The sequence below is a fragment of the Pseudocolwellia agarivorans genome (genome assembly GCF_002000085.1).
Lineage (GTDB): Bacteria > Pseudomonadota > Gammaproteobacteria > Enterobacterales > Alteromonadaceae > Pseudocolwellia > Pseudocolwellia agarivorans.
In genome coordinates, this window is sequence record NZ_MUZU01000011.1 from 14,696 (window position 1) to 32,637 (window position 17,942).

Annotated in this window: 13 protein-coding genes and 7 tRNA genes; 1 reads left to right on the top strand and 19 read right to left on the bottom strand. The window is 35.6% G+C overall.

Annotation, left to right across the window (positions count from 1 at the left end; all coding sequences use genetic code 11):
* Positions 1 to 24: 24 nt before the first annotated feature.
* From B0X80_RS15855 to B0X80_RS15925, 15 genes are all read right to left on the bottom strand, one after another.
* Positions 25 to 1,191 (bottom strand): glycosyltransferase family 2 protein, encoded by a 1,167-nt coding sequence (locus B0X80_RS15855; RefSeq protein ID WP_077342056.1) that lies wholly within the window; start codon positions 1,189 to 1,191, stop codon positions 25 to 27.
* Positions 1,192 to 1,425: 234 nt separating this feature from the next.
* Positions 1,426 to 1,686: a TonB-dependent receptor gene (locus tag B0X80_RS15860; protein WP_077342059.1), complete on the bottom strand. Its 261-nt coding sequence runs from the start codon at positions 1,684 to 1,686 to the stop codon at positions 1,426 to 1,428.
* 524 nt (positions 1,687 to 2,210) lie between these two features.
* Positions 2,211 to 4,859, bottom strand: a complete 2,649-nt coding sequence (locus B0X80_RS15865; RefSeq protein WP_077342061.1) for a hypothetical protein — start codon at positions 4,857 to 4,859, stop codon at positions 2,211 to 2,213.
* An 81-nt stretch (positions 4,860 to 4,940) separates the two neighbouring features.
* Positions 4,941 to 5,564 (bottom strand): PEP-CTERM sorting domain-containing protein, encoded by a 624-nt coding sequence (locus tag B0X80_RS15870; protein WP_175623965.1) that lies wholly within the window; start codon positions 5,562 to 5,564, stop codon positions 4,941 to 4,943.
* Between the two features lie 657 nt (positions 5,565 to 6,221).
* Positions 6,222 to 6,307, bottom strand: a tRNA-Leu gene (locus B0X80_RS15875).
* 117 nt (positions 6,308 to 6,424) lie between these two features.
* A tRNA-Leu gene (locus B0X80_RS15880) sits at positions 6,425 to 6,510 on the bottom strand.
* Positions 6,511 to 6,570: 60 nt separating this feature from the next.
* Positions 6,571 to 6,646 (bottom strand) — tRNA-Gly (locus B0X80_RS15885).
* Positions 6,647 to 6,685: 39 nt separating this feature from the next.
* A tRNA-Gly gene (locus tag B0X80_RS15890) sits at positions 6,686 to 6,761 on the bottom strand.
* A gap of 71 nt (positions 6,762 to 6,832) precedes the next feature.
* Positions 6,833 to 6,918: transfer RNA gene (locus B0X80_RS15895), tRNA-Leu, on the bottom strand.
* Positions 6,919 to 6,922: 4 nt separating this feature from the next.
* Positions 6,923 to 6,996 (bottom strand) — tRNA-Cys (locus B0X80_RS15900).
* Between the two features lie 55 nt (positions 6,997 to 7,051).
* Positions 7,052 to 7,127: transfer RNA gene (locus B0X80_RS15905), tRNA-Gly, on the bottom strand.
* Positions 7,128 to 7,272: 145 nt separating this feature from the next.
* Positions 7,273 to 7,854 carry a CDP-diacylglycerol--glycerol-3-phosphate 3-phosphatidyltransferase gene (gene pgsA, locus B0X80_RS15910; protein ID WP_077342065.1) on the bottom strand — a complete coding sequence of 194 codons (582 nt, stop codon included), beginning with the start codon at positions 7,852 to 7,854 and terminating at the stop codon, positions 7,273 to 7,275.
* Between the two features lie 54 nt (positions 7,855 to 7,908).
* Positions 7,909 to 9,756 carry an excinuclease ABC subunit UvrC gene (gene uvrC / locus B0X80_RS15915; RefSeq protein ID WP_077342067.1) on the bottom strand — a complete coding sequence of 616 codons (1,848 nt, stop codon included), beginning with the start codon at positions 9,754 to 9,756 and terminating at the stop codon, positions 7,909 to 7,911.
* A gap of 2 nt (positions 9,757 to 9,758) precedes the next feature.
* Positions 9,759 to 10,403, bottom strand: coding sequence for a UvrY/SirA/GacA family response regulator transcription factor (gene uvrY, locus B0X80_RS15920; RefSeq protein ID WP_077342069.1), 645 nt, complete (start codon positions 10,401 to 10,403; stop codon positions 9,759 to 9,761).
* Between the two features lie 148 nt (positions 10,404 to 10,551).
* Positions 10,552 to 10,812 carry a hypothetical protein gene (locus B0X80_RS15925; protein ID WP_077342071.1) on the bottom strand — a complete coding sequence of 87 codons (261 nt, stop codon included), beginning with the start codon at positions 10,810 to 10,812 and terminating at the stop codon, positions 10,552 to 10,554.
* A 168-nt stretch (positions 10,813 to 10,980) separates the two neighbouring features.
* On the opposite strand from B0X80_RS15925, the gene fabA reads away from it, so the two are divergent.
* Positions 10,981 to 11,496: a bifunctional 3-hydroxydecanoyl-ACP dehydratase/trans-2-decenoyl-ACP isomerase gene (gene fabA / locus B0X80_RS15930; RefSeq protein WP_076419921.1), complete on the top strand. Its 516-nt coding sequence runs from the start codon at positions 10,981 to 10,983 to the stop codon at positions 11,494 to 11,496.
* A gap of 101 nt (positions 11,497 to 11,597) precedes the next feature.
* Here fabA and B0X80_RS15935 read toward each other — a convergent pair whose 3' ends face one another.
* From B0X80_RS15935 to rlmKL, 4 genes are read right to left on the bottom strand one after another with little or no spacing between them, the layout of a single operon-like run.
* The gene (locus B0X80_RS15935) at positions 11,598 to 13,388 is read right to left on the bottom strand and encodes a DUF3466 family protein (RefSeq protein ID WP_077342073.1); all 1,791 of its coding nucleotides are present in this window, start codon (positions 13,386 to 13,388) and stop codon (positions 11,598 to 11,600) included.
* A gap of 24 nt (positions 13,389 to 13,412) precedes the next feature.
* Positions 13,413 to 15,332, bottom strand: a complete 1,920-nt coding sequence (gene uup / locus B0X80_RS15940) for an ATP-binding cassette ATPase Uup (RefSeq protein WP_077342075.1) — start codon at positions 15,330 to 15,332, stop codon at positions 13,413 to 13,415.
* 4 nt (positions 15,333 to 15,336) lie between these two features.
* A complete protein-coding gene (locus B0X80_RS15945; protein WP_076419918.1) occupies positions 15,337 to 15,585 on the bottom strand; it encodes a glutaredoxin family protein in 249 nt (82 codons plus the stop codon).
* Positions 15,586 to 17,724, bottom strand: a complete 2,139-nt coding sequence (gene rlmKL, locus B0X80_RS15950) for a bifunctional 23S rRNA (guanine(2069)-N(7))-methyltransferase RlmK/23S rRNA (guanine(2445)-N(2))-methyltransferase RlmL (RefSeq protein ID WP_077342077.1) — start codon at positions 17,722 to 17,724, stop codon at positions 15,586 to 15,588. It abuts the gene before it with no gap.
* Positions 17,725 to 17,942: the final 218 nt, after the last annotated feature.

Below are 17,942 nucleotides of genomic sequence, written 5' to 3' on the forward strand. Positions count from 1 at the left end.
ATATTTTTAGTTGTTAATCTGTTTTTATTTATCTTCATCAAAAGTAAAATTAGCCGTTTCAATAGCTTGCTGTAATGGAATGTCAGTATATTTTTGTTCACGTAAGCTATGAATAAATTTTAACGTTTTAAAGGCATCAAACCACACAGTTAACTGTTTATTAAACTGTATTTGATTATTGTTTTTTTGCTTATCAACAAACGATGCTAATTTAATATCTTGTAAGGCCTGTCGGCTTTCTTTAGATAAAGCACTTAACCAATCGTCAAAATATAATCGACTTTCCCACAAAATAGCAAAATGACTGATACAGTTTTTTAACTCATCAAATACTTGCGGATGATAATAACAATAAGGTTTATTGTCTTGTTTCAACTGCAATATATTCGCAACAGACGGGCCAGTACCAAAAGGAACACGGTCAGACACTCTTGCTTCAATCGTTACTACGGTATCTTTTAAAAATTCAACTTTACCTAATTTGGCCAGTTTATTTAACAAATAGAAATCTTCACCCGCACTGCGTTTTGGAAAGCCTCTAACCATAGCGTATTCTTTTGCTTTAAAAGCGATAACACTGCCTATAGTAAAAAAATCATAATCAGATCCCGCATAACTCAAGCCAGCAACATAATACCTTAATGCCGTTTCGTATAATTTATTCGCTTGCTGTAATTCAATATTTTCATCAACATGAGTGAAGTTATAACTTACAGCAACGGTTTGATTGTGTTTTTTTTGCTTTGATAAAGCACTTGTTGCTTCAAAGTAATCATTAGGTAAATGCGCATCAGCATCCGTTGAATGGATCCAATCAGACAATACTTTATTCTCATTAATTAAAAATAACGCATAGTCTGCCCCTATTTTTCTCGCTAAACCTACGCCTTGTTCTACAGGCAAAGGTTGAGTAAAAGCATCAACAATTAAAAAATAAGTGTGTTCGTTTGCAACAATTAGATCGAGATCCCCTTCTTTAAAAATTGAAGTACCTGAGTTTTTTATAAAACGAGATAAATTGGTTTGTAGGGAACTATCAAAATCATTATCTGGCTGGTTGATAACAATAATATATAAAACAGGAACCGTAAGAGGAACAGATAGAAGTCGTGCTACAAAGTTTGACGACTCTTTATAAGCAGGTATAACAACAACGTGTGCAAAGTTCACATTATGTGAAAGAGAATCCACTAAATGCCCCCCAAACTGGAGAACATTCTTTTCAGTATACTGATCTAAGTATTTAATCAGATTTTTACATTGCATACATGATGAGCTTATTAAGATACTCGTTTACCTATAAAACACTTAAACGAGTATTATTGTATTAAAAACAAAAGTATAACAAATCGATAAGCTTAAAGGTAAAAATACGGATAACTCAAAACAAGTTATCCGTATTTTATATACTAGATGAAGTATTAATTAAAACTTAGCGCGAACGCCTACATTAAAGCGACGCCCCGAATATGAAACTAAGTTCATACGTTCTTTCACATCAGCATAATGGTAGTCATGCTCGTCAGTTAAATTAATAACAGACGAAGTTAAAGTCCACATATCGTTCACTGCGTAAGAAGCACTGAAGTCGTATTGACCGTAAGCCGCAACATGATCAGGTAATTCTTCTTCTGCAAAACGCTGTCTTAAATAATCACCATGCCAATTATAAGCAATATTAACCACACTCGTAACAGAAGAAATAAACGTATCAATATTTTTATGGAAAAGATTTATAGATATCTTACTCTCGACTTATTCGTTAGTTAGCAGCTATTCTGTAAGCCCCTTCACTTTCTCCCGGATAAATTACAGCAGCACGACTTATAAATATCCAATCAACGTTGTAACTTGTATTTCTAAATACGTTTAATGCTTCACCCTGAGCAATAGCCTCGTCCTTATATCCCTCAGGAAAGTTGGTAACGATAAACTAGTAACACTCGGTGCAATAATTTATAGGAAGTGTATTTATCTTGTAATTTTCAACAAAACATCATTCCTATATTCATCGATTTTTTAGTTGAACTATGGAAAGATGATATTGCTTTAAAACACAAAGTATAACGCTAGTCGCAATATGACTGCCTAATACAAGCTAATAGTCCTAAAAATTAGAGGCAAAAAAAAGGAAAGCTTTTGCTTTCCCTTTTTACAGATTTACGCTAATTCAATAACACATAAACTGTTTTTTATTTTACTTAACCGGATTACTTATTAATAAAATCTGTTGCAGGCGTACCATTAGGATTACGCATATCACCACGATATAAAATTAACGTGTCTGAATCAGGTAAACCAATAGATCGAATATTAGCTTTAGAAAAATCAGCTGGATAAAAGCCCTCTTTAGCTGACTGATTTCCTACCTCGGTTTCAGATAGCATGGATAACGCTAATACAGGTGCTGTTGGGAATATTTTATACCAACGAGTTCCCGATGGATTATCAAAGTCATTAGGTGTCAATAACGCTAATTGCTCAGGTGTTTGAGTACCCGTGATAGTTTTCTGTTGTAGGTCATTACGAGTAAGTTGATCTGTTGTTTTACCATATAAATTAGCTAAATATTCACGGTTTGCATCAGTGATCAAATAAGTAATGTTGTTACCTACTTCAGCAACAGGCGCATCAAAAACAGTTTGCGTTAACGATATATCACCTTTAATCACTAAATTATTAATACGACCACGCGTTAAATCACGACAACTTGTTTTACAAGCAAACGAGCCTTTACCAACAAGTAATGCTGTTCCACTATCAATCGCTTCAATGTTTTCAACGGTAATGTCTTTCATAATTTTAGAGTGAGGTTTTAACCAAACGCCCGTAAAACCATTGGTGACTTTAATATTAGAAATCTTAATTTTGTTCATTGATGAATAATAAGGGCCTGAACGATTAAAATTATCATTATCTGTACCATTACCAGCTTCAAGGCGAACACCTATACCGTTAAAGGCTTCAATATTATCTATTTCAATCCAATCACCACCATAAACCTGAACAACACCGTATCCCGTATGAGAATGGGTTGCTTTAATATTGTTAATAGAACCTTTTACAGGAGTACGACTATAAGTAGGATTGCGTTTAATCGCAAACATATCAGGAATAATATCACCCGATTCATTAATAAAGTCACCATTACTGTTAGTTGCTAGCGGAATATTAACAGGGTTCATTGGTCTATTTAAGCTTGGGCTTCCTTCAGGATTTCTAACGTAACGATCTTCTAAATAAAGAGGTGTAGGACCAAAACGATAGGTGTAAGAACCATCTTTATAATCAGCATCAGCAAACATTTGTACCGCTACAGATTCAGTATGATTGTCTTCAATATTAATATCAGAAATAGCAAAGTTTTTAACATAAAATAGGCCAATAGGAATAGCACGCGTTAAATTAACTACGCCATTACCATTACCACCATTCATGTAACCATAGTCGTGTGGCATATTAGTCATAGCATCAATCGTGAACTTTTCACCCGGTACCATAGATCTTACTTCAACATTCTCTATGCGCTCAGCTAATAAGTTACCTGGGCCATTACTACGGCCAAACGAGAATAAAAATTGTCTATTCGGTTTGTTTTTATTTTTAGCGTCGTTCTTACTGGTTGGGTAAAGATCTTCTTTGATAGTACCACGCATTTCTAAAACAACACCCGGCTCAACTTCAATACGAGTATTAGAAGGAACAGCGATATGAGATAAACTAAAACGATTCTGACCATTTGGATTAGCAAGTAATCTAACTACGCCGCCATCAACTTCTCTTCTTGCTTTGTTTAACGCCGTTTTTAAACGAGCGGTATCATTTACAGTATCAGCAAAAACAGCTTCAGCAATTAATTCATCAGGAGTTTCATCAAATACTTTATTTTCAAAATAACCAACATCAACGGTTGTTACTCCATGCTCATCAGTGTAACCCGTATATCCTGTTAAATCGGTATCAAGAATTGGGTCACCTGGCGTTGGTGTAGGATCAGGAGTTGGATCAACCACAACAGGCTGACTAACTACAGACAATTGATTAACCGCTAAATTAGAACCCGCAGTTGTACGAAATCTAAAACGAATTTTATTTGCTGAAACATTGGCATTAGCTGTAAAAGTATTTAAACCCGGAGTTGCATCACCCCACGTTTTGAGCACAACCCAACCACTTTCTGTTCGATGAGCAACTTCCCAGCTTGTCACTTTGTTAGTAGAAGCAGCATCTTGTGAAAAACTAAAAACAAGGTTATTACTTTCTACAATATCAAAAATAATATAAACATTACTATTCGCAGCTCCCACTAAAGTAGCAACAGCCTCTTGAGACTCATCACCATTAACCACATTAGCTAATACAGTATTATCCCAATGTGCACTTGGTGCCATGTTTTCAACTAACAACAAATTTTCAGGTGCTTGTGTTGCATCAACAACAAATTGTTGTAATTCAGCAGTGTAAGAAAATGCAGCACGTTTTGCGGCAAAGAAAACCTGAGTACTCTCATTTACAGAAGCGACATCTAAATAAGGGAAACCATTTGTATCAATACCCGATGTATTAATAACATCATGACTATTACTCGTGATCACTAACCTTAATTTATCAGACAACTCAGACTGAGCTTGATCTGAAATTACAAGGTCGTTATAGGTGTAATAACCGACACCACGCTTAGTGTAACGGCTACTTTGTTCTACAGAAGCTTCATCAACTGCAACCCAAGTTCCCTCTTCTTCAGCCAGTACGTTAAATGATAATTGGCAAGTAAAAGCAATAATCAATAATGAAGTAAAGCTTCGTTGTACATTTTTTACTTTATTTAAAAAAACACGGGATAAATTGGTATTAACCATTTTTATTCTCCAAAAATTTTAAACCACAGCCTATAAAAATAATTTATATGGCCACAAACAAACGGGAGTGAGATACAAGATTTACTTGCGCGTTTGTAAACGACGACCAAAGGCTAGAAGAGATAATGCAAATATCGCAAAGGTGGAAGGTTCAGGAACAGATAAAGATTTTTCACTAATAGAAATATTAGAAATAGTTAAATAATCATCATAAATAAAATCAAAATCTTCAATACCAAACTGTAACGACACAGTAGAATTAGCAAAACTACTGATATCAACGCTTGAACCGCCGGTCATAAAATCATGAAGAACATCATCATTGTCATCAATTAAAGTCACAGTTGCAAAATCAGCACTCGCATCAAAATCTAATGAAAGCTCGAACGAACTTTGATCAACTACAAACTTTTGAAAAAGGTAAAAACCAAAATAATCATTGATGCCGTCAGTTGAAGTATTAAGGGTTACACTGTTCACACCTGTTACAAAATTGTTCGTGAAATTTCCAAAATCAGTTACAGGTTCAAAAAAGTGCTCCGTATCATTAGCTATATCATAATAATGGTAATCAGCACTCCAACCACTCAGCTCAGTTTGAAAGTTATTATTTATAAGACCCGCAGAGGCAGAACCACTTAAAGCAATCCCAACTACAAGACAGGCGGCTTTTAAAGTATCTTTATATACAAAATGTTGTTTCATTATTATTTTCCTCGTTATTATTGTATTTTTTTGGCGTACAAAAATTGACTCCGTCATAGCCTCCCTATTTAAACAGGGTTAATTTACGTACTATTTTTGTCTTTTGTAATGCTACAACAAACATCATATGTTTTGATAGGTCTTATATGTAAAGTTACGTAAAGTATCAATTACGAGCAACAGTTGTATTCAGGAAGTAACGATTTTAAAAAAAGCTAATACCAATTCCATTAAGTTTGTTCTCAACTCAGAGCTACATTAGCGAGCTTAAAACAAGCAAAATTATTTAAACATAGTTATTCTATATTTCACTAATTTTGTGCCGTTATAAGTTTGCTAATGAGCTCCCAAGGGCGAGTTTAAAAGGCTTATATGCGGCGTTATTGATTTTGACAAGGGAATAACCATTCTCTTCAATCAATGCCTTGCCTCTAAGCCTTTTAACTCTCGCTGAGTGGGAAAAAACTTAATGGACTTGGTATAAAACAGGCTAATGAAGATAAAGTGTTGAGGTAGGTAATTAGAATAAAAAAATTATTTTATAAATAAAGAGAGTAATAAATTTTTGAAGTAAAAAATGATATAGGTAAGTGTTATATACCCGTTATCATTAAAGATGCAGGTTTCAGCGAAAACTAAGAAGATAAACTTTAAAGATGGTACCCGGAGACGGACTTGAACCGTCACGCTCTATGAGCGAGGGATTTTAAATCCCTTGTGTCTACCAATTCCACCACCCGGGCATCGGGAAAAGCATTTTTTATAGTAGGGATTGGTTCCCTACTTATATTAAATAAAACTAAATTTATTAATATAAACTTCAACTAAAATAGTATTTTTACACTTCAAAGAAATGAAGATGGTACCCGGAGACGGACTTGAACCGTCACGCTCTATGAGCGAGGGATTTTAAATCCCTTGTGTCTACCAATTCCACCACCCGGGCATCGGGAAAAGCATTTTTTATAGTAGAGATTGGTTCCCTACTCCATCATAAGATGAAAATTGGAGCGGCTAACGAGACTCGAACTCGTGACATTCACGTTGGCAACGTGATGCTCTACCAACTGAGCTACAGCCGCTTCACATCATAAGTAAACTTATAATATTGTGTAAAAGATTGGAGCGGCTAACGAGACTCGAACTCGTGACATTCACGTTGGCAACGTGATGCTCTACCAACTGAGCTACAGCCGCGCTACATCTTTTACTTTTTAACTCCTACATATGCCAATATGTAGTCTTTTACCCAACCTGCAATAATGAAATGGTACCCGGAGACGGACTTGAACCGTCACGCTCTATGAGCGAGGGATTTTAAATCCCTTGTGTCTACCAATTCCACCACCCGGGCATTATGGAGGCGGGTCCCGGAGTCGAACCGAGGTCCACGGATTTGCAATCCGCTGCATAGCCATTCTGCCAACCCGCCAAATCATTCACTACGAGTTGAGTGGTATTTCCTTATTTATTCTCTTAAGAGAAATTGGAGCGGCTAACGAGACTCGAACTCGTGACATTCACGTTGGCAACGTGATGCTCTACCAACTGAGCTACAGCCGCTTCATCTGCTGACTCCCTGTCAACTGGAAACGCATTTTACATTGATATTATGATGAGTCAACACTTTAATCTTAAATTTATTTCAAGTGCTCAAAAAGCAGCTTAAATGGTGTTTTTTTAGCTAATACCTTACAAAATATGGTTATTATTTAGCTTTTAGCTCTGGCCAAGCGGCTTTAAAATAACTCAACATAGACGTAAAAGTTAAAATTGTTGCTATAGAATAAAAGCTATAAGTTAAAAACATGAAAAATTCTTGAGGAATATCGAACAAAATTAAAGGAATATCATAAGTCGGTTGCCAAATAAGTCCCATAATGCCCAACATTTGCGCAGCAGTTTTATATTTACCTGAATTAGACACCGCAATTACATCTCTTTTCCCACGAGAAGACATAAATTCACGTAACGCACTAATAAATATTTCACGTGAAATCATTAAAGCGGCAGATATGGTGATATACCACACATTATAATCTTCGATTAACATAGCAAGCGCACAAACAACCATTAACTTATCAGCTACAGGATCAATAAATGCCCCAAAAGCTGAAGACTGATTTAAGCGTCGTGCTAAGTAACCATCTACGGCATCACTTACAGCTGCAAACCAAAAAACAACAAAAGCACCAAAATGACTCCAAGAAATAGGAAGGTAAAAAACCAAAACAAAAACAGGGATTAATATAATTCTAAATAAGGTAACTTGATTGGGAATAGTCCACATAATCTACTTTTATTTTTATAGTACTTAAAAATATCATTTTACACAGATTACAACTCAATTGTCATGCAGAGCATCATAAATATTTTGAGCCAGTACCTTACTAATACCTGGAACTTTAGTTAAGGTTTCAATGTCGGCTGCTAACACCTCTTGCATCCCCCCTAAATACTTTAATAGGGCTTGCCTTTTCTTAGCGCCAATACCTTCAATTGATTCTAATGCTGATTTTTTACTAACCTTTTGACGCTTAGCTCTATGGCCTGCAATAGCAAATCGATGCGACTCATCTCTAATATGTTGCACTAAATGTAAAGCGGGAGAAGTCGCAGGTAAAGAGATCAGTTGATGACTACCCGCTAAAATTAAAGTCTCTAATCCTGGCTTACGCGACTCCCCTTTTGCCACACCTACAAGCAAAGGGGTTTTCTCAAGCTTTAATTCAGCAAAAAATTGTTCTGCTTCTGCCAACTGCCCTTTACCACCATCAATAAAAATAATATCAGGCATCTTTTCAAGGCTGGCATTCAAATAACGTTTATTCAGGGCAAAAGCCATAGCCGCATAATCATCGCCCGGAGTAATGCCATGGACGTTATAACGCCTGTAATCACTTTTTAAAGGACCGTTTTGATCAAACACAACATTAGAGGCAACAGTTTGTTGCCCCATCGTATGGCTAATATCAAAGCACTCTAAGCGATTTATCCCCCCCGTCAGTTCAAACACTTCATTCAACGCTGCAAAGCGTGCTTGAATAGATTCTTTTTCACTGTTTTTAGTTAATAAAGCATTAGTTGCATTGGTTTGAGCCAGTTTTAAATATTGTGTTCTTTCAGATCGAACATTATGAGAAATTTTCACCTCATTTTCAGCTTGATCACTTAATAATTTTTTAAGCTCTTTAACTGATTCAATCGCATGAGGAATAACAATTTCTTTAGGTATACGCGCGGCTTTAAGATCATCGCCTAAATAATGTTGGCTGATAAAAGCTTCAATAATTTCGCCATCTTCAGTATCAAGAGGCACCGTTGGAAAATAGCTTTTACTGCCTAATATTTTTTGGTCGCGAATAAACAAAATATGAATACAAGCTAAATTTCTAATACGGTGTAAACCAACCACATCTAATTCAGACGCTATACCACTTACATATTGCTGTTGTTGTACTTTTCTTAAGGTCGCAATTTGGTCTCTATGTTTAGCTGCCTTTTCAAATTCAAGTTGGCTACTAGACACTTCCATTTTATGAACAAGCTCTTTAATTACGTCTGAGTTTTTTCCTCTAAGAAATAACTTAGCTAACTTAACTTGCTCTCCATATTCTTCTTGCGAAATTTGATCGACGCAAGGCGCTGAGCAACGCCCCAGCTGAAATTGTAAACAAGGTCGAGAGCGCGCCCTATAATAACTATCTTCACACTGGCGTAACGGAAAAAGCTTCTGCATTAGCCTTAAGCTTTCCCAAACAGCACCTACGGTAGGATAAGGGCCAAAGTATTCACCTTTAACTTTTCTACCACCACGGTGTAAACCAAGTTTAGGATGCTTATGATCTGTGATCAGTAAATAAGGATAAGACTTATCGTCTCTTAAAAGAATATTGTATTTAGGCTGGTATTTTTTAATGTAGTTATTTTCTAAAATTAACGCTTCGCCTTCCGTGTGCGTTACCGTTACATCTATAACATGAATACGACTAACTAAAGCTTTAGTTTTATTACTACCTACGTCTTTTCTAAAATAGCTTGCCAACCTTTTTTTAAGGTTTTTAGCTTTGCCAACATATATAATAGTATTTTCTTGATCATACATCCTATATACCCCAGCCTGTTCACTAACAGAGGATAAAAAGGATTTATGATCAAATATTGAATGTTCTAAGGGAGTATTTTCAGACAAGTTTATAGCTTTTCAGTTTTGAGCATTCCGTGACGTATAGCCAAATGAGTAAGTTCTACATCATTACCTACATTAAGTTTTTCAAACATTCTGTAGCGATAGCTATTAATGGTTTTACTACTTAACATTAATTGTTCAGATATATCAGGAACTTTTTCACCGCGCGTTATCATTAACATTATCTGTAATTCTCTTTCAGATAATAAATTAAACGGGTTTTCCTCAGAAGACTTAAACTGACTCAATGCCATTTGTTGCGCAATATCAGGGGTAATATATCGTTGACCACTATTAACAGCACGAATAGCATTAACCATTTCGTCAGGGCCTGCACTTTTAGTTAAATAACCAGCAGCGCCTATTTGCATAACTTTTGTTGGTATAGGATCTTCCGTATACACAGTTAAAACAATAATTTTTATATCAGGTGAATAACGAATAATTTTTTTAGTCGCCTCTAACCCACCTATGCCGGGCATATTCATATCCATTAGAACAACGTCAGGTTCATTTTTGCGGCAAAATTGAACCGCCTCTTCACCCGTAGACGCTTCACCGATCACTTTAAGTCCTTTTACTTCATCAAGAATTTTACGGATCCCCGTTCTTACTAATTCATGATCATCAACAAGTAAAACATTAATCAATGCACTAACACCTCAACCTAAAAGAAATAGGATTAAAAAAAGAATAAATAATTATCAAATAGAGTATAAGTAAAATTTAATGTAACACAATAAAATTATTAGATTTTTCTAAAAAACTCACAAACACAAAAACGAATACATTATACAATTATAGTTTGTTTTTAGTCAGCCAACTGTTTAATAAACCAATTTGACCATTTTTATATGCTGCATAAGTTAAACGAACCGCATTACTCATGATCATACTGTCAGACCATTGTGTTTGCTCAGAGATCAATTTGTAACACTCTAAAGCTTCTTGAGATAAGTAACCTCTCATCTCTCTTTTACCTTTTTCTCTTTGTCTTTCTCTGTATTTCTTTTGTTTTTCAGCGTTTGTCATCGCCTTTTTTTTAACCGTCTCAGTCATAATTCAACCTATTTTGTTCTATATAGGGACAATATGGTTACGCATAACCCTATAAAACGCAATAAAAATGTTTTTTTTAACAAATCAGAGTTGTTTAGTGTACAAGTGTTAGCTAAAGTAGCGCCTAAAATTTTATATTAAAGTAATCAAAAGTTGGGATCCTAAATCATGGAACAAAAAAACGCTTACACTAAAGAAGATTTAATAAAAGCAGGTACCGGTGAAATGTTTGGTGAAGGCAATAGCCAATTACCTTCAGACAACATGCTCATGATGGATCGCATCATTAAAATTAATGAAGATGGCGGTGAACACGGTAAAGGCGAAATTATTGCTGAACTTGATATCAACCCTGATTTATGGTTTTTCGATTGTCATTTCAAAGGTGACCCAGTAATGCCAGGTTGTTTAGGCTTAGATGCTATGTGGCAATTAGTAGGTTTTTACTTAGCATGGTCAGGTGGACCAGGCAGAGGTCGTGCACTAGGTGTGGGTGAAGTTAAATTTACTGGCCAAGTATTACCAACAGCTAAAAAAGTAACTTATACCATTACCTTTAAACGCGTAATTAAGCGTAAATTATTTATGGGCATTGCTGACGGTACAGTAGCGGTTGATGGCAAAGTAATTTACACAGCTAAAGACTTAAAAGTAGGATTATTTACAGATACTTCAGCTTTTTAATTCAAACTAGCTTTGTAAACTTAAGAATTAACTCAAGTTCTTAAACAAAAAAACACCTTAAATATAAGGTGTTTTTTTATGTTTAAAACTTAATATTGTAACTACTTAAAAAGCTTTCTTCTAAAACCTACCACTAATAAAACAAGTGGCATAAACACACCAAAGCTAGCGCCTTGTCTTTCAAGTTTTTCTTCAACTTCTGAACAATCATTAAGTTCGCCGCCTTCAATAGGCTGCAGTTTAACTGCTCTAACAACTTCTTCTTGAACGGGATCGCCATTATCATCTAATACGTCTCTACCAAAAAAGTCTTTTGCGTTAGTTTTAACTAAAGCACTTGCTGATATTTCGTTATTATCATTAATGCTTTTAGCGTCAATAATCGTATAGTCTGACTCACACGTAAGAAACGCATTTAAGTCAGTAAAAGTATCAGTGTTTGTGTCGTATAAAAAGCCATGAGTACGTCTTGGGTTACCGCCGGTAACTACATGAGTTTCTACTTCACCTTGTCCTACAATAAAGCCCTTATTATTAATTGCTTTAGCCGTAGTTGAACTACCTGTAAAAAAGGTATCTGGCATAATCATTTCTAAATTATTAACATCGTTTGTATCAATGTAATAAAACATATTCGTTGTTATACCACTTACGGTAGTTTGTACATAACCCGTAGCAATACCTAAGTTATTAATATCGTTAACTCTTGAGTTATAGAATGTTTCATGATCAGTATTTAAATCATAAACCTCACCGTCTTTAAACATGACCGCATAAGTTAACTTAAATTCGTTTACATCAGGCTCAGTTACATTGTTGTCAAACCAACCTTGCGAATAACCTACAACGGTTCCAGCATCATTAACGGCTTGTGCAACACTCACTAAACCTCTTACATCGTCAACGTGTGGCGTAATTAAATAACCTAATTGTTCAGAGCTTTCAACAACACCACTATCGTTAATAGTCCATTTAAACGCTTCTGTCTGAAACAAATTATCTAACGTTAAACCGTTATTTCGTAAAGTAACATCAATACATACAATTAAAGGAATATTTTCTAATTGATCAGCATCCGTACAGCTTTCTGTAATAAAATCGGTTACTTGTTCAGAAATTACCGTGCTTGCAAAACCAATAGCAATGCCACTTTCACTTAAATCAGATATTTCAGAAATACCACCATAAGTTGATTCAGGTGCTATAAGTGGAATGATGGTTTGTCCTCTATCAGGAGAGAAAAAAGCACGTCTTGAAAACTCTCTTACCCAATAGTTAGTAGATACATCATCACTGGTATCTTCAGTATTTTGATCTGCAGTAATAACGACCGGTAAGTAAGGTGCTGTTCCACTACCGTAAATCCAACCTTTATCGGTAATACCATTAATATTATCAACGGTAGAACGAGTGAACTCATTAGTTCCTTCAAACATTTCATCAAAAATAGTAATTTCTTCAGTTACGCCATTTAAATTAATAAGCGCGGCTATATCACCGTATTGTTGATAAAGAAATTGATTAGCTGCAGGAATACGTTGTAAGTAATACAACACCCAAAAAACATCGTTTTCTGTTGGGTTTCCGGCTCTTAAGGCTTCTTCGTCTTCTATATCATTAACACCAAAAACTTGATCGTTAAGAACAGCAGCATTATTAACAATCGCGTTAAAATCACTCTCAACTAAGTATTGGTATTGAACGGCAAAGCTATAAGCTTGAGTGCCCGAAATAACCATTTCACCATGAATATTTTCTTGCTGAGCAAAAGTATACTTATGTGTATCAACAGCTCCCTTATCAATAACTTCATAGGTGGCAGCTTGCACAGAAGCGCCCATTAATGCGGTACAAATTCCTAAAGCGAGTATTCTTTTTGCAAATATTTTCATTAACTACTTAACTCTCAATTTTTATTACAATTCGTCTAACTCTTGCCATCTAGCATAAGTTACTTCAAGCTTCGACTCAGTTTCTTCGAGCTGGTTCAATATTTTTTTCGTATGTGATTCATCGTTAGCCGTAAAAAAATCAGATTGATTAACTTCTTCTTGCAAAGTAGTTATTAAGTTTTCTAATTCTTCAATTTGTAACGGTAAAGCTTCTAATTCTTTTGTTTCTTTAAACGACAGTTTTTTCTTTTCAGGTTTTGCTACAGCTGCTTTAACTGATGAAGCCGATTTTTTATCTTCTTTTTTCTTAGCAACATTACCCGCTAAGTTTTTTCTTTGCTCGTTTTTATAAGCAACGTAGCTATCAACATCATCGTAACCACCAACAATATGAGTTACGTCACCTGTACCATCAAAATACAAACAAGTGTTTACACAGTTATTCACAAAATCACGGTCATGGCTCACTAAAATAACCGTTCCTGAATAATTTGCAACGACTTCTTCTAATAGTTCAAGGGTTTCTATATCCAAATCGTTAGTTGGCTCATCCAGTATCAGCAAATTACTAGGACGTAAAAACAAGCGCGCTAATAGTAAACGGTTTTTCTCACCGCCTGATAATGCTCGTACTGGTGTTCTTGCGCGTTTAGGGCTAAACAAAAAGTCTTGTAGGTAACCTAAAACATGGCGTGTTTTACCATTAACGGTTACTTCTTGCTTGCCTTCAGCTACGGTATCTTGAACGGTTTTATTTAAATCAAGAGCTTCTCTATGTTGGTCAAAATAAGCCACTTCTAAATTAACACCACTGCGCATAGTACCTGACGTAGGCTGAATTTTATCCATAATCAACTTAATTAAGGTTGATTTACCTGTACCGTTAGCACCAATTAAAGCCAATCTATCGCCACGTATCATTAATAAATCTAACGCGTTAATAATGGTTTTATCACCAAACGTCATATTTAAGTTTTCACACTCAAACACCAACTTACCTGAACGATCACCATGAGTAATATTAATACCACCTTGGTTTTTCACTTCACGGCGTTGTTCTCGTTCTGCACGTAGTTTCTCTAAAGAACGCACGCGACCCTCGTTACGTGTTCTACGGGCTTTAACACCTTGGCGTATCCAAACTTCTTCTTCAGCTAACTTTTTATCAAATAATGCATTTTGCTGAGCTTCAACTTGTAAATCATGCTGTTTTTGCTCAATGTATTCGTCGTAATTACCTGGATAGCTGGTTAATTTACCGCGATCTAAATCTAAAATACGCGTCGCTAAACCACGAATAAACGCCCTATCATGACTGATAAATACAATAGTTCCTTGGAAATCTTTTAAGAACTGTTCAAGCCACAACACACTACTAATATCTAAATGGTTGGTTGGCTCATCAAGTAACAATACATCAGGCTCAAGCACCAAGGCTTTTGCTAATGCAAGTTTACGTAACCAACCACCAGATAAATCGTTTACCATTTTGTCTGCTTCTAACTTCAAAGTAGTAAGGGCTTTATCAATAAGTTGCTCGTCTTGCCATGCGTTAGCTTGATCAAGTTTTTGTTGCACATCAGAAAGCTTATTTAAGTTATCTTCCGACGGGTCTTCGCCAATTAACGTAATCATATGATGATATTGTTTAATTAACTCAGCATTCTCTTTAACACCTTGCGCAACGTAATCAAATACCGTCATATCGCACGACTCTGGTGGATCTTGCTCTAACATGGCTAACTTTACGTTGTTAGACATAAGCAACTGACCATCGTCAAGGTTTTGCATGCCGTTTAAAACTTTTAATAAAGAAGATTTACCTGCGCCGTTGCGCCCTACTAAACAAACTCTTTCGCCTGTTTTAACGGTTAAATCTGCTTTATCTAAAATACTGTCTTCACCAAAGGCTAATTCACCCTGTGAAATTCGAATTAATTCCATCGATTTATTTCAACTCTAGTTTATGTAATTTTTTAATATCTTCTTGAGTAAATGGCCAAAATAACTTTTCATTGCTATTTAACTGCTCAAGTACAGGAATGCTAATACCATATAGCTCAACTAACTTTTCATCTTCAACAATATCAACAATGTTAATGGTATTTAAAGGCATTACGCTTTCACACAGCGCCAATGCTTCTTCGCAAAGATGACAGCCTTCGCTGCTATATAAGTTATATTGTATGTTCATCATTTATTTTTCGATTATACGCGTAATTAACCAACTATTATGTATATGTTTGTTACGCAAAAAGTCTTTATCTCGTGTTTGCTCAGTTATTTCAGTCGCCTTAACACCTAATCTTTCCATCGCTTCAAAATCCATTTTAAAGTTACGTTTATTATTGGTAAAAATAAGCTCGCCGCCTTCTGCTAACGACTTTAATCCATCGGTGATCAAGTCAACATGATCACGCTGAACATCAAAACTATCTTCCATTCTTTTTGAATTTGAAAAAGTAGGCGGATCAATAAAAACAACATCAAAGGTTTGTTTATTATTTTTAAGCCACTGTAAACAATCGGCTTGTACAAAGTGATACTTATGGCCTGATAGTTTATTTAAGGTAAAATTATCTTGCGCCCAATCTAAATAGGTTTTAGACATATCAACCGTAGTAACTTCACTCGCACCATGTAGCGCAGCTTGTAATGAAACAGACCCCGTATAAGCAAAAAGATTAAGTAAGGTTTTATTCTTAGTTTTTTGAGCAACAATTTGGCGTGTTTTACGGTGATCTAAAAACAAACCTGTGTCTAAATAATCCCACAAGTTTACTTTTAATTTAGCGCCGTATTCCGTTACCACAATAGATTGCTGGCTTTTATCAACTTTTTCGTACTGATTTTTACCTTTTTGCTTCGCACGTGTTTTTAACACCACTTGGCTGGTAGGAATATTCAAAACTTTAGGAGTAAAGTAGATAACTTCTTGTAAACGTTTAGCCGCTTTGTCTTCATCAATAGTCGATGGCGCAGCATATTCATGAATAACCACATACTCGTTGTAAATATCTACAGCTACATTGTATTCAGGAATATCAGCATCGTATAAACGGTAACATTCAATTTGTTCTTTCTTCAGCCAGTTTTTTAAGCCTTTCTTATTCTTAACTAATCGATTAGCAAAAGCTGAATCTTTTTGGTCAAAATCAACATTAGGATTACTCGCATCTTTATCTGCTTGCTTCGCATCAATATTATATAAAGCCAGTTGACAATCTAACGGGCCATTCTTAAATTTATAACGCTTAAAAGTTGCCAGTTTAAGCATACTTAACAACTCAACGTTGGCGGTTAAAATAACCACGCGCCAATTTAAAAATTGCGCTTTAAGCTTTTTGCCAAATAAAGCAAAGTTTTCTACAAGCTCGGGTAACTCACCAATACGAACACCATAAGGCGGGTTAAATAAAATAGTACCTTCTTTACCAAAAGCATTATTTAACTTGGTTGAATCTTTACATGAAAAATCGATATATTGTTGCAGCTTAGCCATACGCGCATTTTGTTGAGCGGTATGAATCACTCGGCTATCAATGTCGTTACCAAATACTTTTACTTTAACATTAGCTAAACCTGTATTTGTTGCTTCAACCGCACTAGCTAATACATTTTCCCATACGGCAGGACTATGATTAAGCCAGTTTTCGAAGCCCCACTTTTCTCTATCAACTGCCGGAGCTAAACCTGCCGCCATAGACACAGCTTCAATTAAAATAGTACCTGAACCACACATAGGATCTAACAAAGGTTTTGTGGTATCAGCTAACCAACCCGAACGTTGAATAATTGCCGCAGCTAAATTTTCTTTTAACGGAGCCGCACCACTGTTTTGACGGTAACCACGTTGAAATAAACCACGACCAGAAAAATCTAAATAAATCGCTACACGGTTTCTTAACAAACGCGCTTGAAAACTAATATCAGGATTAGATTTTTGTACCGATGGGCGATCTAAATCGTTATCTCTAAAATGATCAACTATCGCATCTTTAATGGTTAAACCACCAAATTGGGTATTACGTATCTCTTCACTTTGGCCAACAAAATCAATTGAAAAAGTTTGCTTGTTAGAAAAAACCTCAGACCAATTAATTAAAGACGCCGCTTTAAATAGCTCATCTTTATTATTAGCATCACCCTCACCCAGCTTTAACAACACCCGAGAAGAAAGTCTTGTCCATAAACAAATATGGTAACCCGCCTCAAGGCTTGCTGAGAAATAGACACCTTCAGGTTTTTGAACAACAGACTCACCACCAAGCTTTTTAACTTCTTCAAAAAGTAAAACTTCGATACCAGGAGATGTTAGTGCTAAGAATTGATACATAAAGGGTTTCCAGAGTGATTAATGGCCGCGATTATAAACAAGAACCGGCAGTACTTAAACCTATTAACCTTCATTAGATGATAATAAGCCGGAAAAAATAAGAATACTCACTAAAAACACCTTGTTGTGCATTTAAAACACATAAGTTGATGGATAAACTTACACTATATAACTTTTATCAAATATAGTGATAAAAGCGGTTGCAAAGTACGGCCAGA